The organism is Pseudomonas sp. TE6288 (assembly GCF_054062095.1).
Genome location: NZ_JBSSEW010000029.1, coordinates 35,417 through 55,885, shown reverse-complemented (window position 1 = coordinate 55,885; position 20,469 = coordinate 35,417). Strand labels below are relative to the sequence as shown.

Here is a 20,469-nt window from a genome sequence, read left to right as displayed (position 1 = left end):
GAACGCCGGTTTGTAGATGTGTTTGCTCGCACGAACATCATCCATCAAACCGGCGTTCTTGTTTCTGTCTTTCCCGGGATTCCGTGAAGAACCTTCTTTTTTGGTGAGTGCCTGTATCGCCCAATCGCGGGGCAAGCCCACGTATGCTCGATTCGTGGGAGCGGGCTTGCCCCGCGATTGGCCCATTCATGAAACTTGTTTCATCGCTGTTTTATTTACTTAGCCTGCTAACAAACTCTATAAAGAGGGTGTGCGACACGCTGTCGCAGCCAACTGAAGCAGTGGAGTTTAACGATGACAGTCCAAGTAACCGAACGCGACGAATCGAAAATGTCCCACGAAGGCCTGGCCGCTGGTGTGCGGATCTGGGATGTGCATCAACAGGGCCAACTGGTCGGCATGTTCCATGATGAGCACCAAGCCCAGCAGTACCGCATGGAGCTGGAATACCTAGAGAACCAGCGACCGTCGCAATAACACCCCCTTCAAACGAAAAACCCCGCCTAGGCGGGGTTTTTCATGCTTACCACATCAGATCGTCAGGGATCTTGTAGGCTGCGTACGGGTCGTCCTCGTCCGCCTCCTCGACATGGGTGTTGAGCAGCAGGATGCGATTGGGGTCGCGCTCCTGGATCTTCACCGCCGCCTCGCGTGGAATCACTTCGTAGCCACCGCCATGAGCGACGACGGCCAGCGCGCCGTTGCTCAGCTTGCTGCGCATCAGGGCGTTGACGGCGATGCGCTTGACCTTCTTGTCATCGACGAAGTTGTAGTAGTCCTCGGTATTCAGCTTGGGCAGGCGGGTCGCCTCGATCAATTGCTTGATCTGCGCGGCACGGGCCTTCTGCTCGGCTTTTTCCTGGACCTGGCGGTTCAGCTCCTGGTCTTTTCGGGCTTTCTCGGCCAGGGCCTCCTTGGCCAGGCGCTGCTGGCTGTCGTCCACCTCGGCCTGGCCCTTGTGCTCCAGGCGTTTCTGTTTTTTCTCGGCCTTGTTGGTCTGAGAAACCTGTTTCTGGTTGACCAGACCGGCTTTGAGCAATTGGTCGCGAAGGGAAAGGCTCATGGAAGTTCACTCACTTATGCATCAGCTCAGCCGCAGCTGGGCAGGTTCTTTTCCTGACGCTTGGCCTCGCCCCACAGGGCGTCCAGCTCGTCGAGGGTACGATCTTGGATGTTCAGGCCCTGCTCGCGCAATGCCTGTTCGATGAATCGGAAGCGCCGCTCGAATTTGCGGTTGGCGCGGCGCAGGGCGTTTTCCGGGTCGTGGCGCAGGTGGCGGGCCAGGTTGACGGTGGCGAACAGCAGGTCGCCCAGCTCATCTTCAAGCGCATCGCTGTCGCCATCGGCCATGGCCTGCAACACTTCGTCGAGCTCCTCGCGCACCTTGTCCAGCACCGGCAGCGCGTCCGGCCAGTCGAAGCCGACCGTGGCGGCGCGCTTCTGCAGCTTGGCCGCCCGTGACAGCGCAGGCAAGGCCGCCGGCACATCGTCGAGCAGCGAGAGCTGTTCAGGCTCGCTCCTCTCGGCGCGCTCCTCGGCCTTGATCTCTTCCCAGCGCGACTTGACCTGGGCCTCGTCCAGCTTGGGGGTGTCCAGCGGCGCATAGAGCTCGCCGGTGGGGAATACATGGGGGTGGCGGCGGATCAGCTTGCGGGTGATCGCATCGACCACGCCGTCGAACTCGAAACGCCCTTCTTCCCGTGCCAGCTGGCTGTAGTAGACCACCTGGAACAGCAGGTCGCCCAGCTCGCCCTGCAGGTGCTCGAAGTCGCCGCGCTCGATGGTGTCGGCCACTTCATAGGCCTCTTCGATCGTGTGCGGGACGATGCTGGCGTAGTCCTGCTTGAGGTCCCAGGGGCAACCGTATTGCGGGTCGCGCAGGCGGGCCATCAGGTGCAGCAGGTCGTCGAGGGTGTAGGTCATGGATATCTTTTCCTCAGCGAGGGCCTTGCCCTCGATCGCCGGCAAGCCGGCTCCCACAGGGTTATGCCGTACCTGTGGGAGCTGGCTTGCCAGCGATGGGCCGCACAGCGGCCCCGTTCTGTCTCAAGGGGTACGGTTACGCCGCGTCTCGATGATGTTGGGCAACTGCGAGATCCTGCCAAGCAGGCGCCCGAGGGCGTCCAGCCCAGGGATCTCGATGGTCAGCGACATCAAGGCGGTGTTGTCTTCCTTGTTCGAGCGGGTGTTGACCGCCAGCACGTTGATCTTCTCATTGAGCAGCACCTGCGAAACGTCGCGCAGCAAACCCGGGCGGTCGTAGGCACGGATGATGATGTCGACCGGGTAGGTCTGCACCGGGATCGGCCCCCAGCTGACCTGGATCATGCGCTCCGGCTCCTTGCCCGCCAACTGCAGCACCGAAGCGCAGTCCTGGCGGTGAATGCTCACGCCACGACCCTGGGTGATGTAGCCGACGATGGCATCGCCCGGCAGCGGCTGGCAGCAGCCGGCCATCTGCGTGAGCAGGTTGCCGACGCCCTGGATCTGGATGTCGTTGCGCTTGCCCGAACGGATGCCCCGCGCCTGGCGCGGGATCAGCTCGACCGGCTCCAGGCGCTCGGGTTCGAGCAACTGCTGGGCGGCGTTGACCATATGCGCCAGGCGCAGGTCGCCGGCACCGAGGGCGGCGAACATGTCCTCGGCGGTCTTGACGTTGGCCTTCTCGGCCAGGCGCTCGAAGTCCACCTGCGGCAGGCCCAGACGCGACAGCTCGCGCTCGAGCAGGGTCTTGCCGGCGGCGACGTTCTGGTCGCGGGCCTGCAGCTTGAACCAATGGACGATCTTGGCCCGGGCCCGCGAGGTGGTCACGTAGCCCAGGTTGGAGTTCAGCCAGTCGCGGCTCGGGCTGCCGTGCTTGCTGGTGATGATCTCCACCTGCTCGCCAGTCTGCAGGCTGTAGTTCAGCGGTACGATGCGCCCGTTGATCTTGGCGCCACGGCAGTTGTGGCCGATCTCGGTGTGCACCCGGTAGGCGAAGTCCAGCGGCGTGGAACCCTTGGGCAGGTCGATGGCGTGACCGTCGGGGGTGAACACGTAGACGCGGTCCGGCTCGATATCGACGCGCAGCTGTTCGGCCAGGCCGCCGATATCGCCCAGTTCCTCGTGCCACTCCAGCACCTGGCGCAACCAGGAGATCTTCTCTTCGTAGTGGTTCGAGCTGGGCTTGACGTCGGTACCCTTGTAGCGCCAGTGGGCGCAGACGCCCAGCTCGGCTTCCTCGTGCATGCCATGGGTGCGGATCTGCACCTCGAGCACCTTGCCCTCGGGGCCGATCACCGCGGTGTGCAGGGAGCGATAGCCGTTTTCCTTGGGGTTGGCGATGTAATCGTCGAACTCTTTCGGAATGTGCCGCCACAGGGTGTGGACGATGCCCAGCGCGGTGTAGCAGTCGCGCACTTCCGGCACCAGCACGCGTACCGCACGCACGTCGTAGATCTGGCTGAACTCCAGGCCCTTGCGCTGCATCTTGCGCCAGATCGAATAGATGTGTTTCGCCCGGCCACTGATATCGGCGTTGACACCGGTGGCCAGCAGCTCGTTCTGCAACTGGTTCATCACATCGCTGATGAAACGCTCGCGGTCCAGCCGGCGCTCGTGCAGCAACTTGGCGATCTGCTTGTACTGGTCGGGCTCGAGGTAGCGGAACGACAGGTCCTCGAGTTCCCACTTGATATGGCCGATACCCAGACGGTGCGCCAGCGGCGCATAGATGTCGAACACCTCGCGGGCCACGCGCAGGCGTTTCTCGTCATCGGCGGACTTCACCGCCCGGATGGCGCAGGTGCGTTCGGCCAGCTTGATCAGCGCCACGCGCACGTCGTCGACCATCGCCACGAGCATCTTGCGCAGGTTCTCGACCTGCGCCTGGGAGCCGAGCACCAGCGACTGGCGCGGGCTGAGGCTGGCACTGATGGCCGCCATGCGCAGCACGCCGTCGATCAGCTTCGACACCACCGGCCCGAAGCGCTGGCCGACCTCGGCCAAGGTCACCTTGCCTTCGCGCACCGAACGGTAGATGACCGCCGCCACCAGGGAATCCTGGTCGAGCTTGAGGTCGGCAAGGATTTCGGCGATCTCGAGCCCCGCCTGGAAACTGGACGTGCCATCGGCCCAGGAATGCTTGGCCGGATTGCCTTTCTTCTCGACCTCATGGGCAAACTCGCAGGCCTCTTTCAACCCCGGGCGATCGAGTTGCGAATCGACGCTCACCACATGATCGAGCCATGCTTCGAGATTGATACTGCCGTCGTTGTTGACCGGCTGGTGCACTCTCACCTGTACCATCTTTGCTTTACCTTTCCATACAGCGCACCACGCGGGTGCACTGGCTATCACCTGTGCGCCCCTCACTCCCTGAAGGCCGCACCAAGAGGGCCAGCCCGGCTAGCCCACTTCGAATAACGCCATGGCCTCGACATGCGCCGTCTGAGGAAACATGTCGAGAATCCCGGCCCTTTTTAACCGGTACCCCTGCCCGACCAGCACTTGCGCGTCACGCGCCAGCGTGGCCGGATTGCACGATACGTAGACCAGCCGTTTCGCACCCAGCCGGGCGATGCCCTGCACCACCTCGAAAGCCCCGTCGCGCGGTGGATCCAAGAGTACCGCAGAAAAGCCCTCGACAGCCCATCCGGCGCCCGCCAAAGGCTGCGATAAATCGGTCTGAAAAAACCGTGCGTTATGCACATTGTTGGCGTGGGCGTTGGCCTCGGCACGGCTGACCATCGCCTGCACGCCTTCCACCGCCACCACCTCGCGCGCCTGACGCGCCAGGGGCAAGGCAAAGTTGCCCAGGCCGCAGAACAGGTCCAGCACCCGCTCATGCGCCTCGGGCGCCAGCCAGGCCAAAGCCTGCTGGATCATCAAGGTATTGACCTGGGCATTGACCTGGACGAAGTCGCCCGGTCGCCAGGCCAGCTCCAAGCCCCAGGGCTCCAGGGCAAAGCCCAGTTGCGCCGTAGCCTCCACCGGTGCCGGCTCGCCCTCGCCTTGTAGCCACAATTGGGCGCCGGCTTCGCGGCAGAATGCCTCGAGCCGCGCCAGGTCTTCCCTTGGCAATGGCGCCACATGCCGTACCAACACCGCCTCGGCGGTACCGCTGAACAGCTCCACATGCCCCAGCGCCTGCGGCTTGCTCAAGCTGCGCAACATGGTCCGCAGGTGACGCATGATCGCCTGCAAGGGCTGTACCAGCACCGCGCAGTCGTCGATGGCAACGATGTCCTGGCTGGCCTCGGCGCGGAAACCGACCTCCAGCTGACGCGCCTTGGTATCCCAGCGTACCGCTACTCGCGCCCGGCGGCGGTAGCCGAATTCCGGTCCGCACAAGGGAACAGCCCACTCTTCGGGCTGCACGCCGGCCACCCGCTGCAACTGCTCGGCGAGCAGGCGCTGCTTGAGCGCCAGCTGGCCGTCATGGGGCAGGTGCTGGAGGTTGCAGCCACCACAGCGGGCGTAATGCCGGCAAGGCGCTTCACGGCGCTCGGGGCTGGCCTGGAACACCCGCTCCAGGCGCGCCTCGACCACCTTGCCGCGCGCGGCAAGTACCCGCGCCTCGACGTCCTCGCCGCCCAGCGCGCCGCTGACGAACCAGGTGCGCCCCTCGCTGAAGGCGATGCCGCGGCCGTCACCGGCCACGCGCTCGATCAGCAGGCGCTGCTTCTTGCCCACCGGCACTTGTGCGGCACGGTTGCCGCCGGCCGGCTGGAAGCGCAGGCCGGTGTTGCTTTTCTTTCTGGACATCAGGTCGGATCGAACAGGCCGGTGGAAAGGTAACGGTCGCCGCGGTCGCAGATGATGGCGACCATCACCGCATTCTCGACTTCACGGGACAGGCGCAGCATCGCCGCAACCGCCCCGCCGGAGGATACGCCACAGAAAATGCCCTCTTCGCGGGCCAGGCGACGGGTGGTTTCCTCGGCCTCCTGCTGGGACATGTCGACCACGCGGTCGACCCGGGTGGCGTCGAAGATCTTCGGCAGGTACTCGTGGGGCCAACGGCGAATGCCCGGAATGGCCGAGCCTTCCATCGGCTGCAGGCCAATGATCTGCACCGCCGGGTTCTGCTCCTTGAGGTACTGCGAACAGCCCATGATGGTGCCGGTCGTGCCCATGGAGCTGACGAAGTGGGTGATCGTGCCCTGGGTCTGCTGCCAGATCTCCGGGCCCGTGCTGTTGTAGTGCGCGATCGGGTTGTCGCCGTTGGCGAACTGGTCAAGCACCAGCCCACGGCCTTCGGCCTGCAGTTTTTCCGCGAGATCGCGAGCCCCTTCCATGCCCTCTTCCTTGGTCACCAGGATCAGCTCCGCGCCATAGGCGGTCATGGCCGCCTTGCGTTCGGCGGTGGAGTTGTCCGGCATGATCAGGATCATCTTGTAGCCCTTGATCGCCGCTGCCATGGCCAGGGCGATGCCGGTATTGCCGGAGGTGGCTTCGATGAGGGTGTCGCCAGGCTTGATCTGGCCACGCAGTTCGGCACGGGTGATCATCGACAACGCCGGGCGGTCCTTGACCGAACCTGCCGGGTTGTTGCCTTCGAGCTTGAGCAGCAAGGTATTGCTGGTGTTCCCGGCGATGCGCTGCAGGCGAACCAGCGGCGTATGGCCGACGCAGTCGGCGATGGTTGGGTACTGCAGGGTCATGGGCGTTTTCGCAATCCGGACGGCAGGGGCGCCTATCATACCGGCAAACCCGGCGCGGCCATATCACGCAATTGTCGGTGGTTATAGCGGCTAGCTATAAGGAGTTGCTTCCTGGCAGCGGGCTTGCCCGCGCCGGACCAACCGATGGCCCCGCTTCATGGGCAGGCAGGCGCATGCACAGGCGCAGGCCACGCTCGCCATTGACCGCCCACACCAGCCCACCCTGGCGGCGGATCGCATTGCGGGCAATGCTCAAGCCCAAGCCGAAGCCACCGTCCCCGGGCCGTGCCCCGTCCAACCTGGAAAACGGCGCGAAGATCCGCTCGAGGTCTTCCTCGGCCACGCCACCGCCGTCGTCCTCCAGGTCGATACGCCAATACCCGCCTTCACGCCAGCCGCCCAGACGCACCACCCCCGCCTCGGGCGAGTGCCGGATGGCGTTGCGCAGCATGTTCTCCAGCGCCTGGGCAAGGTCGTTGAGGCTGCCCCGCACCCAGCAGTCCGCCGGCAACGCACAGCGCAACCGCCCAGGTGCCCAGCCGCTTTCGTAACAGGCATTTTCGCTGAGCAGGTCCCACAGCGCCGGCACCTGGATCGGCTCCAGGTTCAGCGGGGCGCGCTCGGCGTCCTGCCAGGCCAGCTGCAAGGTGTCTTCGACCAGCTGCTGCATGCCGTCCACCTCGCGGTGCAGGCGTTCGCGCAGGCGCTGCAGGTCGGTCTCGCCGTCGCAGGCCACGCGCAGGCGACTGAGCGGCGTGCGCAGCTCGTGGGACAGGTCGCGCAGCAACTGCTGCTGCAAGGCCACGGTGCCCTGCAGGCGCTCGGCCATCTGATCGAAGGCCCTGGCCAGTTCGCCCAGCTCGTCCTTGCGCCGGGTGGTGCGCGAATCCAGGCGCGCCGCCAGCTGGTCGGCGCGCCAGGCGCTGGCCTGTTCCCGCAATTGATTGAGCGGCACGATCAGCATGCGGTACAGGCCCACACACAACAGCAAGGTAAACAGTCCAGGGATGATGCCGTTGGTGACGATGCGCCAGAACAACCGGTACTGGCCCGGGTTGAAGCGTTCCGGCAGCTCGATCACCAGCATGCCCTGCTCCGGCGCGCCGGGGAACGGCAGACGCAACCAGGGCTGGCCGATACTGCGCCGGCTCATCGGCCAGTCGACGCCGCGCAGGCGGGTCAGGCGCTGGGCCTGCCCGGCGGTCAGGTCGGCACTGCCCAACGGCTGCAGGTCGCCATCGAGCACCCCCACCCAGCCTTGCTCGCGCCCACGCATCCCGGCCAGCCAGGCGTCGACACCGTCAGCGCCGCCGCTGCGCCAGGCCTGTTCCGCCTCGGCCGCGTAACCCCGCAGCACTTGACGCGCAGGTTCGGAAAGGAAGGCGTCCTGGGTCTCCATATGGCGACCCCAGCTGTAGCTGAGGCCGATCATCAGCAGGCAGAAGCCCACCAGCAGGACGGTCAGTTTCCAGAATAGCGAATGGCGATCGAGCACGGTTCAGTCGGCCTCGCCCACGCCGAACACATAGCCCTTGCCCCAGACGGTGCGGACTTGCCGCTCGTGATAGCCGATGGCCTTGAGCTTGCGGCGGATCTGGCTGACATGCATGTCCAGGCTGCGGTCATGCCGCGAATAGCCACGCTGCAGCACCTGCTGGTAAAGGAACGGCTTGCTCAGCACCTCATCCTGGCTGCGATGCAGGGTGTCGAGCAGGCGGTACTCACTAGGGGTCAGGCCGGCCCAGGCGCCAGCGAGGCAGACATCGGCCGCCTGCTCATCGAAGCGCAACTGCCCCGCCGCCGCCTCGCGTGGCACCAGCGCACGCCGCTCGAAGGCCACCCGGCGCAGGATCGCCTCGATGCGCACCCGCAGCTCGGCGAAACTGAAAGGCTTCGGCAGGTAGTCGTCCGCTCCCCGCTCGAAACCGCTGATACGGTCGGCCTCGGCCCCCAGCGCGGACATCAGGATGACAGGCGTGGCGCTGCACCGGCGCAGGCTGGCCAGGGCATCCAGGCCATTGAGGCCAGGCAGCAGGATATCCAGCAGAACCAAGTCGAAGACCTGTCGCCCCGCCGCCTCGAGGCCTTCCAGGCCACTGCGGCACCAGGTCACTCGGAAACCACCGCGGCGCAGCTCTTCGTGCAGGTAGGCACCCAGCACGGGGTCGTCCTCGATGGCCAGGATATTGGTGGCGCGAATAGCTTCAGGATGCATTGGCAACTGCCATCGATTCTCAGTTGCGTGATTATTGGGCAAGCGCTCCTGGCAAGGCAACCATTGCCCGACTGACGCACCATCGAGGGACCAGCCTCACTTGGCAAACAAAAAGCCTTACAAATGCCCCCGGTGCGGAGTAACGTTCCCGCTGATGCGCGAACAGCGCTTTTAAAGGCACATGACAGGAGACAGGTGTGCTCGACCGTTTGGGAATCCGCAGCCGCGTCCTGCTGCTGGCCTTGCTCCCCGCCAGCCTGATGGCCCTGGTGCTGGGCAGTTACTTCACCTGGTTGCAACAGAGCGACCTGCGCACGCAGCTGCTGCAACGCGGCAAGATGATCGCCGAGCAGTTGGCGCCCCTGGCGGCGCCGGCCCTGGCTCGCCAGTCCCCGGCGCAACTGGAGCGCATCGCGGCCCAGGCCCTGGAGCAGGTCGACGTGCGCGCCGTGGCGTTCCTCGCCGCCGACCGCACGCGCCTGGCCCACGCCGGCCCCAGCATGCTCAACCAGCCGCCCAGCGGCGGTACCGGCACGCAACTGCTGCAGCGCACCGGCAATGATGCCACCCGCTACCTGATGCCGGTGTTCGGCCATCACCGCGACCTGGCCACCGACGCCGTGCCCGCCGAGGCCGAGCGCCTGCTCGGTTGGGTAGAAATCGAGCTGTCCCACGACGGCACCCTGCTGCGCGGCTACCGCAACCTGTTCACCAGCCTGCTGCTGATCCTCGCCTGCCTGAGCCTGACCGCGCTGCTCGCCCTGCGCATGAGCCGCACCATCAACGACCCGATCAACCGCATCAAGCACGCGGTCAACCAGCTCAAGGACGGCCACCTCGACGAACGCCTGCCGGCCATGGGCAGCCACGAGCTCGACGAACTGGGTGCCGGCATCAACCGCATGGCCGAGACCCTGCACAGCGCCCACGAAGAGCTGCAGCACAGCATCGACCAGGCCACCGAGGACGTGCGCCAGAACCTGGAAACCATCGAGATCCAGAACATCGAGCTGGACATGGCGCGCAAGGAGGCCCTGGAGGCCAGCCGCATCAAGTCCGAGTTCCTCGCCAACATGAGCCATGAGATCCGCACCCCGCTCAACGGCATCCTCGGCTTCACCCACCTGTTGCAGAAGAGCGAGCTGAGCCCGCGCCAGCTCGACTACCTCGGCACCATCGAGAAATCCGCCGACAACCTGCTGGGGATCATCAACGAGATCCTCGACTTCTCCAAGATCGAGGCCGGCAAGCTGGTGCTCGACAGCATCCCGCTCAACCTGCGCGACCTGATCCAGGACACCCTGACCATCCTTGCCCCGGCCGCCCACGCCAAACAGCTGGAGCTGCTCAGCCTGGTCTACCGCGACACCCCGTTGTCGCTGGTAGGCGACCCGTTGCGGCTCAAGCAGATCCTCACCAACCTGGTGAGCAATGCCATCAAGTTCACCCGCGAAGGCACCATCGTCGTGCGCGCCATGCTCGAGGACGAGCAGGAAGACAGCGTGCAACTGCGCATCAGCGTCCAGGACACCGGCATCGGCCTGTCGCCGCAGGATGTGCGCACCCTGTTCCAGGCCTTCAGCCAGGCCGACAACTCGCTGTCGCGCCAGCCCGGCGGTACCGGCCTGGGCCTGGTGATCTCCAAGCGCCTGATCGAACAGATGGGGGGCGAAATCGGCGTCGACAGCACGCCGGGCGAAGGCTCGCAGTTCTGGATCAGCCTCAACCTGCCCAAGGCCCACGACGACACCGAGGAGCAACCCGCCCAGGCCCTGGTCGGCCGTAGCGTGGCCATCGTCGACGGGCACGACCTGGCCCGCCAGGCGTTGGAGCACCAACTGGAGGACTGCGGCCTGGCGGTCAGCGTGTTCGCCTCCTGCGACCAGCTGCTGCACGGCGTGCAGGCGGCAAGCCAGGCCGGGCAGCCGTTCGAGTTCGCCGTGCTCGGGGTCAACCTCGGCAGCCTGGCGCCGGAACAATTGGGGCAGTACCACCAACAGCTCGAGCGCCTGGGTTGCCAGTGCGTGGTGCTGTGCCCCACCACCGAGCAACCGCTCTACCATCCTTACCTGCCCAACGCCCACGGCCAATTGCTGGCCAAGCCCACCTGCACGCGCAAGTTGCGCCGCCTGCTGCTGGAACTGGTACAACCCCGCCGCCCAGTATGCGAGCAGCGCAGCAACGGCGGCCAGCGCATGCCCAAGCTCCTCTGCGTCGACGACAACCCGGCCAACCTGCTGCTGGTGCAGACCCTGCTCGAAGGGATGGGCGCCGAGGTACTGGCGGTGAACAGTGGCTATGCCGCGGTGCAGGCCGTGCAGGACGAGCCCTTCGACCTGGTGCTGATGGATGTGCAGATGCCCGGCATGGATGGCCGTGCCTGCACCGAACAGATCCGCCAGTGGGAAGCCAGCCAGAGCGGCCCGCCCCTACCCATCGTGGCCCTCACCGCCCACGCCATGGCCAACGAAAAGCGCGCCCTGCTGCACAGCGGCATGGACGACTACCTGACCAAGCCGATCAGCGAGCGCCAGTTGGCCCAGGTGGTGATGAAATGGACCGGCCTGAGCCTGGGATCACCGCCGCAGGAACGCCCCAGTGAGCGCCTGCCCGACAGCAGCGAGCTGAAGGTGCTCGACCCGGAGGAAGGCCTGCGTCTGGCTGCCGGCAAGCCGGACCTGGCGGCGGATATGCTGGCCATGCTCCTGGCATCGCTGGATTCTGACCGCGAGGCGATCCAGGCCGCTCGCGACGCGGCCGATCGCAATGCCATGATCGAACGGGTACACCGACTCAACGGCGCCTCGCGTTATTGCGGCGTACCGCAGTTGCGGGCGGCCTGTCAGCGCAGCGAGACCTTGCTCAAGCAGGACAGCCCCCAGGCGTTGCAGGCCCTGGACGAACTGGACCAGGCCATCAGCCGACTGGCCGAGCAGGCGCGCGAAAGCGCCTGAATAGGCTTTGCAAGAGTCGTGGGAGCGGCGGTGCATCTTGCCCCGCGACAGGGCCGTCACAGATCAATACCCGATCTCCCTGACGGCCTAGACTGTTGCCGACTCACAGAAGGAAGCCCCCCATGCGCGCCCTGTTGTTCAGCAGCCAGCACTACGACCAGGAAAGCTTCACTCGCGCCGCCAGCGCGGGCGCCCTGGAGCTGCACTACCAGCCCGCCCGCCTGACCCTGGACACCGCAGCCCTCGCCCAGGGCTTCGAGGTGGTCTGCGCCTTCATCAACGATGAACTCGACGCCCAGGTCCTGCAGCGCCTGGCCGCCGGCGGCACACGCCTGATCGCCCTGCGCTCGGCCGGCTACAACCACGTCGACCTGGCCGCCGCGCAGAGTCTCGGGGTCAGCGTGGTGCGCGTCCCGGCTTATTCACCGCACGCCGTCGCCGAACATGCCGTGGCCCTGATCCTGGCCCTCAACCGCCGCCTGCACCGGGCCTACAACCGCACCCGCGAAGGCGATTTCACCCTGCACGGGCTGACCGGCTTCGACCTGCACGGCAAGACCGTCGGCGTGGTCGGCACCGGCCAGATCGGCGCGGCCTTCGCCCGCATCATGGCCGGCTTCGGCTGCCAGCTGCTGGCCTACGACCCCTACCCCAACCCTGAGCTGGTCGCCCTCGGCGCCCGCTACCTGGAACTGCCCGAGCTGCTGCGCCAGGCACGCATCATCAGCCTGCACTGCCCGCTCACCGAGCACACCCGCCACCTGATCAACGCCCAGAGCCTGGCCCAACTGCAGCCCGGCGCCATGCTGATCAACACCGGCCGCGGCGCCCTGGTCGACACCCCGGCACTGATCGATGCGCTCAAGAGCGGCCAGCTTGGCTACCTGGGGCTGGATGTCTATGAAGAGGAAGCGCAGCTGTTCTTCGAGGACCGCTCCGACTTGCCGCTGCAGGACGACGTGCTGGCACGGCTGCTGACCTTCCCCAACGTGATCGTCACCGCGCACCAGGCGTTCCTTACCCGCGAGGCCCTGGATGCCATCGCGGCCACCACCCTGGACAACATCTCCCGCTGGGCGGCAGGCAATCCGCAGAATCTTGTAAACGGTTGATGCTAGTGTGGTGCTTTGCAAATACGCCCCATAAGTCGCGCGTGATTTTTGTGCTCAAGCAAGGCGTCGCGACGAGTCGTAGCCCGGCTACGGCGAGGAGCGACAACGCAGCATGAGCGCAAAAAGCGCCGCGAATTAGGGTCGTTATTTGTGAAGCACCACACTAAGATACGCGGCATTTCTGGAGGACCCATGGTCGAACACGATTTCCGCTACACCCTTTTCAACCCGCAACACACCCTGATCGAGTGCCGCGCGCTGGTGCCGGGCCGCTACCAGGTCACCGGCAACGGCGGCTCGATCCAGAAAGGCGACGCACTGCTGGTTTCGCTCAAAGGCAGCAAAACCCTGTCCATGCGCCTGACCGTGGACAGCGTACGCCACCTGATCAACCCCACCGGGCAGTGGGTGGCCGTGGCCCAGGGGCCAGTATTCAACGAACTGGAAATCCACGAGTGGCAAGTCAAGTGCGACGGCTGCGACGCGGTGCTGGACTTCGAGTTCGCCGCCGAAGCCAAGCTCGGCAAGAAAGGCCACGCCCCGGCAGCCACCGCCCGTGTCCAGGAGCTGGGCTGGGCCAGCCAGGGCGACAAGCACCTGTGCCCGCAGTGCCAGGAGCGCGCCTGAGTGAAACAGCTGCTGACCGGCGTGCTGATCGCCACCGGCCTGATGGGCTGCGCGTCGCAACCTTCGAAGCTGCAGCAGGAGCAAAGCTACCTGCTGGAGTGGATTGGTGAACGCCCGCTGATCGACTACAGCCACCTGACCCTGACCCTGGCCAGCGATGGCCGTGCCTATGGCAATGCCGGCTGTAACCACTGGTTCGCGCCCTACACGCTGGACGGCGAGCACTTGAGCTTCGGCAAGGTCGGCAAGACCCGCAAGCTGTGCGCGCCAGCGCTGATGGAGCAGGAGAAACGCTTCCTGCAGGCGCTGGAGACGGTGCAGCGCTGGGACGTGTCGCCAATCGAGCAGATCCGCTTCTGGCCGGCCGAGGGCAAGCCGCTGCGGTTCTGGCCTGAGGAAGGCTGAAACCATCGCGGAGCAAGCACGCTCCCACGTGGGGGCGGGCTTGCTCCGCGATGCTGGAACTCAGGCGCCGCCCTTGAGCGCCCTGATCTTCGCCTGCAGCCCTTCAAGCGTCTGCTCGCCCAGCAGTTGCTCGCGCACCTTGCCCTTGTCATCGATGATATAGGTCACCGGCAGCGCCTCGCTGCGCGGCAGCTCATAGCGCTCGGCCGGGTCTTGCGCGAGCACGGTGAAACCGATGCCGAGGGTCTCGGCGGCGGCCTTGAGGTCGGCGCCCTGCAAGCCATCGAAGTTCACCCCCAGCACCTTGATGCCCTGGGCATCCCACTGCTTCGCCGCAGCATTGAGCTCGGGGATTTCGGTACGGCACGGGCCGCACCATTCGGCCCAGTAATTGAGCACCAACCAGTGCCCGTCGACCTGTTCGGCCTTCACCGTATTGCCGTGCTGGTCCACGCCGTAGTCCGCACCGCAGCCGCCGAGCAGCAGGCTCGCGGTGATGGCCAGTGCAGCTGCCAAACGCCTTGCCATGGGTCAATCCTTCTCGAAGTTTTCAAGCATTGAAGTCGGTCGCTGCGGTTAGAATAGCCGCCACACCCAGCTGGATGCGACCCGTCATGACCGATCTGACCCTCTATCATAACCCGCGCTGCTCGAAATCCCGCGGCGCCCTGGAACTGCTCGAAGCGCGCGGCCTCGCACCGACCATCGTGCGCTATCTCGAAACCCCGCCGGACGCCGCCACCCTCGAACAGCTGCTCGCCAAGCTGGGCATCGGCGCGCGCCAACTGCTGCGCACCGGCGAAGACGAATACAAGGCACTGGAGCTGGCCAACCCAGCCCTGAGCGACGCTCAGCTGATCAAGGCGATGGTCGAGCATCCCAAGCTGATCGAACGCCCGATCCTGGTCGCAGGCGACAAGGCCGTGATCGGACGCCCACCCGAGAAGGTCCTGGAGATCCTGCCGTGAGCGAACCCTACATCCTGGTGCTGTACTACAGCCGCCACGGCTCCACCAGCGAGATGGCCCGGCACATTGCCCGCGGCGTCGAGATGGCCGGCCTGGAGGCGCGCCTGCGCACGGTGCCGGCTATCTCCACCGAGTGCGAAGCCGTGGCCCCGGACATCCCGGCCAGCGGCGCGCTGTACGCCACCCTCGACGACCTGCGCCACTGCGCGGGCCTGGCCATGGGCAGCCCGACCCGCTTCGGCAACATGGCCGCGCCGCTCAAGTACTTCCTCGACGGCACCAGCAGCCTGTGGCTGGGCGGCGAGCTGGTGGGCAAGCCAGCGGCGGTGTTTACTTCCACCGCCAGCCTGCACGGCGGCCAGGAAACCACCCTGCTGTCGATGCTGCTGCCGCTGATGCACCACGGCATGCTGGTCACCGGCCTGCCCTACAGCGAGTCGGCGCTGCTCGATACCCGCGGCGGCGGCACCCCGTATGGGGCCAGCCACCATGCCGGCGCCGACGGCAAGCGCGAGCTGGACCAGCACGAGATCACCCTGTGCCGCGCCCTCGGCCAACGCCTGGCCAACACCGCCAAGGCCCTGGGTGGCCAGTGTGGCTAGAAAACCCAAGGTGCTGCCGCCGCTGGAGTGGCTCGCCCCACGCGTACGGCTGACCCGCGCCCTGAGCCTGGCTTGCTTCTTCGGCCTGATCGCCCTGCTGCTGGTGAACAACCTGTGGTTCGCCAACCTGCACGGGGCGCGGGTCGAAGTGATCCTGGCCATCGAGCTGATCCCCCTGCTGCTGCTGCTGCCGGGCATGCTGATGGGTAGCGCCCGGGCGCATGCCTGGACCTGCTTCGTGGTCAATATCTACTTCATCAAGGGCGTGCTGGCCGCCTTCGACCCCGCCCGAGCGCTGTTCGGCTGGGTCGAGGTGCTGGTGAGCCTGGGGCTGTTCGTCAGCGGCTTGCTGTTCGTGCGCTGGAAGTTCCAGCAGGATCGACGCCTGGCTGGCGAAGGTGCCTGAACGTATCGGGGCCGCAACGCGGCCCCGGCGATCTCAATGGTTGACGGTATGCGCCAGCATCACCGACAACTGGCATAGTGGCCGCCCGCTTTCGGCGTGCCACTGATTGAACGCCTGCTGCACCAGCGCCAGGTCACGCAGGCTGGTCGGCGGCTTGTCGATGATCTTCTGGGCGATCAACGCGGCGGCCATGTCGTCGGTGGGGATGAAGGTGTCCTTGCCGACCATGCGCAGGAAACGCGGAGCCGATAGTCCGCCCAGCTGGTTGCCATGCTTGGCCAGGTACTTCCACAGCCCGACGATATCGGTCTCGGGCCAGTCGGCGATGAACGCGCCGAAACTGCCCTTCCCCTTCGCCACGTCGAGGATCATCTGCGCATTGCGCGGCACGCTCTTGAGCTTGCCCAGGTGGCGGATGATGCGCTCGTCCTGCATCAGCCGCTCCAGGTGCTCGGCGCCCATCAGCACCACTTTCTCCGGGTCGAAGCCAAAGAACACCTGCTCGAACGCCGGCCACTTGGCATCCACCAGGCTGTGCTTGAGCCCGGCGCGGAACACGCGCAGGGCCAGGGTCGACAGGTAGCGGTCGTCGGTGATGTCGCGCAGCTGCGCGGGTGTGCGCGGCTGCGGCAGGAAGGCTTCCAGCGCCTGGGCCGAACCGAAGCGGTTCAGGCAGTACTCATGCAACCACTGGTAGTCGCGCATAAGGTCAGATGTTCAGCACGTCGAGGAAGCGCGGGGTGGCGCTCTCGTCGATCTTCAGGCTGGTGAAGTCGAACAGGTTGCGGTCGGCCAGCTGCGACGGCGCGACGTTCTGCAGGGCGCGGAAGATGCTCTCGGTACGGCCCGGGTGCTTGCGCTCCCACTCCACCAGCATGTCCTTGACCACCTGGCGCTGCAGGTTTTCCTGCGAGCCGCACAGGTTGCACGGGATGATCGGGAATTCCTTCATGTCCGAGTAGGCCTGGATGTCCTTCTCGCTGCAGTAGGCCAGCGGGCGGATCACCACGTTGCGGCCGTCGTCGGCGCGCAGCTTCGGCGGCATGCCCTTGAGCGCGCCGTTGAAGAACATGTTGAGGAAGAAAGTCTCGACGATGTCGTCGCGGTGGTGCCCCAGGGCCATCTTGGTCGCGCCGATCTCGTCGGCGAAGGTGTACAGGGTGCCGCGACGCAGGCGCGAGCACAGCGAGCAGGTGGTCTTGCCCTCGGGCACCAGCTCCTTGACCACCGAGTAGGTGTCCTTCTCGACGATGTGATACTCGACACCCAGTTCCTTGAGGTAGGCCGGCAGCACGTGCTCGGGGAAGCCCGGCTGCTTCTGGTCCATGTTCACCGCGACGATCTCGAACTTGATCGGCGCCACCTTCTGCAGGTGCAACAGAACGTCGAGCATAGTGTAGCTGTCCTTGCCGCCGGACAGGCAGACCATGACCTTGTCGCCATCCTCGATCATGTTGAAGTCGGTGATGGCTTCGCCGGCGAGGCGACGCAGGCGTTTTTGCAGTTTGTTCTGGTTGACCGAGAGGGTGCCCATAGCGCTTGAATCCGCGAGGTGTGACAAAAGCCGGCTATTTTACGCACAAACCGGGCGGCGCAGTAGGTGAATCCGATAAAGACTTCAAGGGAATCAGCACCGGTCCTGACAGCGCGATTTGCTCTAAAAAGCCGGTTTTCTGTGGGGAACGGCTTCCTATACTGCGACATAAGGCCACATTGGCGCAGCACCTGGTGTCCTGGCCTCGGGCCATAGGCGCTCCATCCGGGGGGCGTTTGGCAACGACGATAGGAGTGACCCGTATGATTCATCACGTTGTTGGGCTGTTCACCCACCCCGACCAGGAGTGGCGGGAGATTCGTGGCGAGGACGAAAGCATCAGCCACATGTACCTGACACACACGCTGATCCTGGCGGCGATTCCCGCCGTGTCGGCGTTCATCGGCACCACCCAGGTCGGCTGGGTGATCGGCGAGCGGCCAGCCGTGATGCTGACCATGGAAAGCGCGTTGTGGATGAGCATCATGTCCTATCTAGCGATGCTCGCCGGGGTCGCGGTGATGGGCGCCTTCATCCACTGGATGGCGCGCACCTACGACGCCAACCCAAGCATGGCGCAGTGCATCGCCTTTGCCACCTACACCGCCACCCCGCTGTTCATCGGCGGCCTCGCGGCACTGTACCCGCACCTGTGGCTGGGCATGCTGATCGGCACGGCGGCGATCTGCTACACCGTGTACCTGCTGTATGTCGGCTTGCCGACCTTCATGAACATACCGTCGGATGAAGGCTTCCTGTTCTCAAGCTCCGTGCTGGCGGTGGGCCTCGTGGTTCTGGTGGCGATCATGGCCGCAACCGTGATCATCTGGGGACTGGGCGTGGGGCCCGTCTACACCAACTAAACGCATACCAACCAGATCCAACCAACACTGGGGCATCACCGAGGCCGCCGCAAGGCGGCCTCGCTTCGTGTGCCTGACCGACGGCTCGGCAGCCGCCCATTGCCTGCGGCATAATGCCCGGTCAGGAGAACTACCCCGCCATGCCCGAGCTGCTCAGACAACGCGTCGAAACCTGTTACCAGCAAGCCGAAACCTTCTTCAAACGCCCCTTCCCGCGCCCGCAGGTCAGCTTCAAGCTGCGCGGACAGAAGGCCGGCGTCGCCCACCTGCACGAAAACCTGCTGCGCTTCAACCTGCAGCTGTACCGCGAGAACGCCGAAGACTTCCTGCGCCAGACCGTGGCCCACGAAGTCGCCCACCTGATCGCCCACCAGCTATTCGGCGAGCGCATCCAGGCCCATGGCGAGGAATGGCAGTTGATCATGCGCGGGGTGTACGAGCTGCCGCCGAACCGCTGCCACAACTACGAGGTGCAGCGGCGCGTGGCGACACGCTACATCTACCGTTGTCCGTGCCCGGAGAGCGATTTCCCGTTCACCGCCCAGCGGCACAAGCTGGTGCGCCAGGGGCGGCGCTACCTGTGCCGGCGCTGCCGGGAGATCCTGGTGTATAGCGGCGAGACCCGGGTCGAATAATCGTCAACGCATGAAAAAGGCGACCCGAGGGTCGCCTTTTGTCTTTCATCTCACGCTCAACGCGCCGGGCCTTCGGCCACGCCCAGGTCGTCGGTCGGACGGGTGTCGATCAGCGGCGAGCCGCCAGACGCCAGTTCCGCCTGCAGGGTGTCGGTGTCCAGCTCCTTGACCCACTTGGCCACGACCACGGTGGCCACGGCGTTGCCGATCAGGTTGGTCAGGGCGCGGGCTTCGGACATGAAGCGGTCGATACCCAGGATCAGCGCCAGGCCGGCAACCGGCAGGTGGCCGACGGCCGACAGGGTGGCGGCCAGGACGATGAAGCCGGAACCGGTGACGCCCGCGGCACCCTTGGAGGCCACCAGCAGCACCAGCAGCAGGGTGATCTGGTGGGTGATGTCCATGGTGGTGTCGGTGGCCTGGGCGATGAACACCGCGGCCATGGTCAGGTAGATCGAGGTACCGTCCAGGTTGAACGAGTAACCGGTCGGGATCACCAGGCCAACCACGGATTTCTTCGCGCCCAGGCGCTCCATCTTGGCCAGCATGCGCGGCAGGGCCGACTCCGAGGACGAGGTGCCCAGCACGATCAGCAGCTCTTCACGGATGTAGCGGATCAGCTTGATGACGCTGAAGCCATGGGCGCGGCAGATACCGCCCAGCACGACCAGGATGAACAGCAGGCAAGTGATGTAGAAGCAGGCCATCAGGTAGCCCAACTGCACCAGCGAACCCACGCCGTACTGGCCGATGGTGAAGGCCATGGCGCCGAAGGCGCCGATCGGCGCCAGCTTCATGATCATGTTGATGATGTTGAACATGACATGGGCGAAGCGATCGATCAGGTCCAGCACCGGCTTGCCGTAGCTGCCCAGGCGGTGCAAGGCGAAGCCGAACAGCACCGAGAACATCAGCACTTGCAGGATGTCGCCGTTGGCGAAGGCGCCGACCACGGTGTTGGGGATGACATTGAGCAGGAAGCCGACGGTGGTCTGCTGCGCGCCGGCGGCGGCATAGGCAGCCACGCTGCTGGCGTTGAGGGTGCTGACGTCGACGTGCATGCCGGCGCCCGGCTGCACCACGTTGACCACCACCAGGCCGATGATCAGGGCGATGGTGGAGACGATCTCGAAGTACAGCAGCGCGTAACCGCCGGTCTTGCCGACCGACTTCATGCTTTGCATGCCCGCGATGCCGCTGACCACGGTACAGAAGATGATCGGCGCGATGACCATCTTGATCAGCTTGACGAAGCCGTCACCCAGGGGTTTGAGGGCTACGCCGGTCTCCGGGTAGTAGTGGCCGAGCAGGATACCGATGGTGATCGCGACGATCACCTGGACATACAGCGATTTGTACAGCGGCTGACGAGTCGTCATGGCTAATTTTTCCTCAAGTGGGCCGGCGCATCCTTCCCAGGATGTCGGGGCACCTGAATCGCGAACCCTCCTGTACCCGGAGGGATTTGTCGTTGTGTTCGAGCGCCTGGGCAGGCCTCTGCCAG

General features: G+C 65.2%; 21 protein-coding genes. 10 read left to right on the top strand and 11 right to left on the bottom strand.

The features are described 5' to 3' along the window. Positions 1 to 294 precede the first annotated feature (294 nt). Positions 295 to 477 carry a hypothetical protein gene (locus ACVWY1_RS24080; RefSeq protein WP_023630170.1) on the top strand — a complete coding sequence of 61 codons (183 nt, stop codon included), beginning with the start codon at positions 295 to 297 and terminating at the stop codon, positions 475 to 477. 46 nt (positions 478 to 523) lie between these two features. On the opposite strand, the gene ACVWY1_RS24075 is transcribed toward ACVWY1_RS24080, so the two are convergent. The 7 genes from ACVWY1_RS24075 to ACVWY1_RS24045 form a co-directional block, all read right to left on the bottom strand. Then, positions 524 to 1,063 (bottom strand): DUF2058 domain-containing protein, encoded by a 540-nt coding sequence (locus ACVWY1_RS24075; RefSeq protein ID WP_110701163.1) that lies wholly within the window; start codon positions 1,061 to 1,063, stop codon positions 524 to 526. Positions 1,064 to 1,089: 26 nt separating this feature from the next. Next, positions 1,090 to 1,923 (bottom strand): nucleoside triphosphate pyrophosphohydrolase, encoded by an 834-nt coding sequence (gene mazG, locus ACVWY1_RS24070; protein ID WP_277505430.1) that lies wholly within the window; start codon positions 1,921 to 1,923, stop codon positions 1,090 to 1,092. A 123-nt stretch (positions 1,924 to 2,046) separates the two neighbouring features. After that, positions 2,047 to 4,287, bottom strand: a complete 2,241-nt coding sequence (gene relA, locus ACVWY1_RS24065; protein WP_046854530.1) for a GTP diphosphokinase — start codon at positions 4,285 to 4,287, stop codon at positions 2,047 to 2,049. Between the two features lie 99 nt (positions 4,288 to 4,386). Continuing rightward, complete coding sequence (gene rlmD, locus ACVWY1_RS24060; protein ID WP_457378848.1) at positions 4,387 to 5,745, bottom strand: 23S rRNA (uracil(1939)-C(5))-methyltransferase RlmD; 1,359 nt, start codon at positions 5,743 to 5,745, stop codon at positions 4,387 to 4,389. Then, positions 5,745 to 6,644 (bottom strand): cysteine synthase CysM, encoded by a 900-nt coding sequence (gene cysM, locus ACVWY1_RS24055; protein WP_046854528.1) that lies wholly within the window; start codon positions 6,642 to 6,644, stop codon positions 5,745 to 5,747. The genes rlmD and cysM overlap by 1 nt, the downstream gene beginning before the upstream one ends. A 94-nt stretch (positions 6,645 to 6,738) precedes the next feature. Then, positions 6,739 to 8,139, bottom strand: coding sequence for a HAMP domain-containing sensor histidine kinase (locus ACVWY1_RS24050; protein ID WP_277505434.1), 1,401 nt, complete (start codon positions 8,137 to 8,139; stop codon positions 6,739 to 6,741). A gap of 3 nt (positions 8,140 to 8,142) precedes the next feature. Continuing rightward, positions 8,143 to 8,859 (bottom strand): response regulator transcription factor, encoded by a 717-nt coding sequence (locus tag ACVWY1_RS24045; RefSeq protein ID WP_102683620.1) that lies wholly within the window; start codon positions 8,857 to 8,859, stop codon positions 8,143 to 8,145. A gap of 197 nt (positions 8,860 to 9,056) precedes the next feature. Between ACVWY1_RS24045 and ACVWY1_RS24040 the strand changes: the two genes are divergently transcribed. The 4 genes from ACVWY1_RS24040 (at position 9,057) to ACVWY1_RS24025 (ending at position 13,957) form a co-directional block, all read left to right on the top strand. Continuing rightward, positions 9,057 to 11,813 carry a response regulator gene (locus tag ACVWY1_RS24040; RefSeq protein ID WP_457378847.1) on the top strand — a complete coding sequence of 919 codons (2,757 nt, stop codon included), beginning with the start codon at positions 9,057 to 9,059 and terminating at the stop codon, positions 11,811 to 11,813. 122 nt (positions 11,814 to 11,935) lie between these two features. Further along, positions 11,936 to 12,925, top strand: coding sequence for a 2-hydroxyacid dehydrogenase (locus tag ACVWY1_RS24035; RefSeq protein WP_277505437.1), 990 nt, complete (start codon positions 11,936 to 11,938; stop codon positions 12,923 to 12,925). A 192-nt stretch (positions 12,926 to 13,117) separates the two neighbouring features. Beyond that, positions 13,118 to 13,552 (top strand): hypothetical protein, encoded by a 435-nt coding sequence (locus ACVWY1_RS24030; protein WP_094011801.1) that lies wholly within the window; start codon positions 13,118 to 13,120, stop codon positions 13,550 to 13,552. Then, complete coding sequence (locus tag ACVWY1_RS24025) at positions 13,553 to 13,957, top strand: META domain-containing protein (RefSeq protein WP_110701179.1); 405 nt, start codon at positions 13,553 to 13,555, stop codon at positions 13,955 to 13,957. Between the two features lie 60 nt (positions 13,958 to 14,017). On the opposite strand, the gene ACVWY1_RS24020 is transcribed toward ACVWY1_RS24025, so the two are convergent. Further along, positions 14,018 to 14,485 (bottom strand): TlpA disulfide reductase family protein, encoded by a 468-nt coding sequence (locus tag ACVWY1_RS24020; RefSeq protein ID WP_457378846.1) that lies wholly within the window; start codon positions 14,483 to 14,485, stop codon positions 14,018 to 14,020. Between the two features lie 86 nt (positions 14,486 to 14,571). On the opposite strand from ACVWY1_RS24020, the gene arsC reads away from it, so the two are divergent. The 3 genes from arsC to ACVWY1_RS24005 are packed head-to-tail and all read left to right on the top strand — an operon-like array spanning position 14,572 to position 15,933. Next, a complete protein-coding gene (gene arsC / locus ACVWY1_RS24015) occupies positions 14,572 to 14,925 on the top strand; it encodes an arsenate reductase (glutaredoxin) (RefSeq protein ID WP_110701183.1) in 354 nt (117 codons plus the stop codon). Further along, positions 14,922 to 15,527 (top strand): NAD(P)H:quinone oxidoreductase, encoded by a 606-nt coding sequence (gene wrbA, locus ACVWY1_RS24010; protein ID WP_457378845.1) that lies wholly within the window; start codon positions 14,922 to 14,924, stop codon positions 15,525 to 15,527. The genes arsC and wrbA overlap by 4 nt, the downstream gene beginning before the upstream one ends. Beyond that, complete coding sequence (locus tag ACVWY1_RS24005) at positions 15,520 to 15,933, top strand: DUF2069 domain-containing protein (RefSeq protein ID WP_046857701.1); 414 nt, start codon at positions 15,520 to 15,522, stop codon at positions 15,931 to 15,933. Before wrbA ends, ACVWY1_RS24005 begins: the two co-directional genes overlap by 8 nt. A 33-nt stretch (positions 15,934 to 15,966) precedes the next feature. Here the strand turns inward: ACVWY1_RS24005 and ACVWY1_RS24000 are convergent, their stop codons facing one another. Both ACVWY1_RS24000 and ttcA read right to left on the bottom strand, forming a co-directional pair. Continuing rightward, positions 15,967 to 16,638 carry a DNA-3-methyladenine glycosylase I gene (locus ACVWY1_RS24000; protein WP_457378844.1) on the bottom strand — a complete coding sequence of 224 codons (672 nt, stop codon included), beginning with the start codon at positions 16,636 to 16,638 and terminating at the stop codon, positions 15,967 to 15,969. Between the two features lie 4 nt (positions 16,639 to 16,642). Continuing rightward, positions 16,643 to 17,467, bottom strand: a complete 825-nt coding sequence (ttcA, locus tag ACVWY1_RS23995) for a tRNA 2-thiocytidine(32) synthetase TtcA (RefSeq protein ID WP_023630777.1) — start codon at positions 17,465 to 17,467, stop codon at positions 16,643 to 16,645. Between the two features lie 263 nt (positions 17,468 to 17,730). On the opposite strand from ttcA, the gene ACVWY1_RS23990 reads away from it, so the two are divergent. Both ACVWY1_RS23990 and ACVWY1_RS23985 read left to right on the top strand, forming a co-directional pair. Next, on the top strand, positions 17,731 to 18,330 hold the full coding sequence (locus ACVWY1_RS23990) for a Yip1 family protein (protein ID WP_023630778.1): 600 nt from the start codon (positions 17,731 to 17,733) through the stop codon (positions 18,328 to 18,330). Between the two features lie 140 nt (positions 18,331 to 18,470). Further along, positions 18,471 to 18,965 (top strand): SprT family zinc-dependent metalloprotease, encoded by a 495-nt coding sequence (locus ACVWY1_RS23985; protein WP_046854519.1) that lies wholly within the window; start codon positions 18,471 to 18,473, stop codon positions 18,963 to 18,965. Between the two features lie 56 nt (positions 18,966 to 19,021). On the opposite strand, the gene ACVWY1_RS23980 is transcribed toward ACVWY1_RS23985, so the two are convergent. Then, positions 19,022 to 20,344 carry a dicarboxylate/amino acid:cation symporter gene (locus ACVWY1_RS23980; RefSeq protein WP_102683610.1) on the bottom strand — a complete coding sequence of 441 codons (1,323 nt, stop codon included), beginning with the start codon at positions 20,342 to 20,344 and terminating at the stop codon, positions 19,022 to 19,024. Between the last annotated feature and the right edge of the window lie 125 nt (positions 20,345 to 20,469).

Excerpts from the sequence above, each read along its gene's own strand:
- ACVWY1_RS24080 (WP_023630170.1), top strand. The coding sequence starts at position 295 with ATGACAGTCCAAGTAACCGAACGCGACGAATCGAAAATGTCCCACGAA.
- ACVWY1_RS24075 (WP_110701163.1), bottom strand. The coding sequence starts at position 1,063 with ATGAGCCTTTCCCTTCGCGACCAATTGCTCAAAGCCGGTCTGGTCAAC.
- mazG (WP_277505430.1), bottom strand. The coding sequence starts at position 1,923 with ATGACCTACACCCTCGACGACCTGCTGCACCTGATGGCCCGCCTGCGC.
- relA (WP_046854530.1), bottom strand. The coding sequence starts at position 4,287 with ATGGTACAGGTGAGAGTGCACCAGCCGGTCAACAACGACGGCAGTATC.
- rlmD (WP_457378848.1), bottom strand. The coding sequence starts at position 5,745 with ATGTCCAGAAAGAAAAGCAACACCGGCCTGCGCTTCCAGCCGGCCGGC.
- cysM (WP_046854528.1), bottom strand. The coding sequence starts at position 6,644 with ATGACCCTGCAGTACCCAACCATCGCCGACTGCGTCGGCCATACGCCG.
- ACVWY1_RS24045 (WP_102683620.1), bottom strand. The coding sequence starts at position 8,859 with ATGCATCCTGAAGCTATTCGCGCCACCAATATCCTGGCCATCGAGGAC.
- ACVWY1_RS24035 (WP_277505437.1), top strand. The coding sequence starts at position 11,936 with ATGCGCGCCCTGTTGTTCAGCAGCCAGCACTACGACCAGGAAAGCTTC.
- ACVWY1_RS24030 (WP_094011801.1), top strand. The coding sequence starts at position 13,118 with ATGGTCGAACACGATTTCCGCTACACCCTTTTCAACCCGCAACACACC.
- ACVWY1_RS24020 (WP_457378846.1), bottom strand. The coding sequence starts at position 14,485 with ATGGCAAGGCGTTTGGCAGCTGCACTGGCCATCACCGCGAGCCTGCTG.
- arsC (WP_110701183.1), top strand. The coding sequence starts at position 14,572 with ATGACCGATCTGACCCTCTATCATAACCCGCGCTGCTCGAAATCCCGC.
- ACVWY1_RS24000 (WP_457378844.1), bottom strand. The coding sequence starts at position 16,638 with ATGCGCGACTACCAGTGGTTGCATGAGTACTGCCTGAACCGCTTCGGT.
- ttcA (WP_023630777.1), bottom strand. The coding sequence starts at position 17,467 with ATGGGCACCCTCTCGGTCAACCAGAACAAACTGCAAAAACGCCTGCGT.
- ACVWY1_RS23990 (WP_023630778.1), top strand. The coding sequence starts at position 17,731 with ATGATTCATCACGTTGTTGGGCTGTTCACCCACCCCGACCAGGAGTGG.
- ACVWY1_RS23985 (WP_046854519.1), top strand. The coding sequence starts at position 18,471 with ATGCCCGAGCTGCTCAGACAACGCGTCGAAACCTGTTACCAGCAAGCC.
- ACVWY1_RS23980 (WP_102683610.1), bottom strand. The coding sequence starts at position 20,344 with ATGACGACTCGTCAGCCGCTGTACAAATCGCTGTATGTCCAGGTGATC.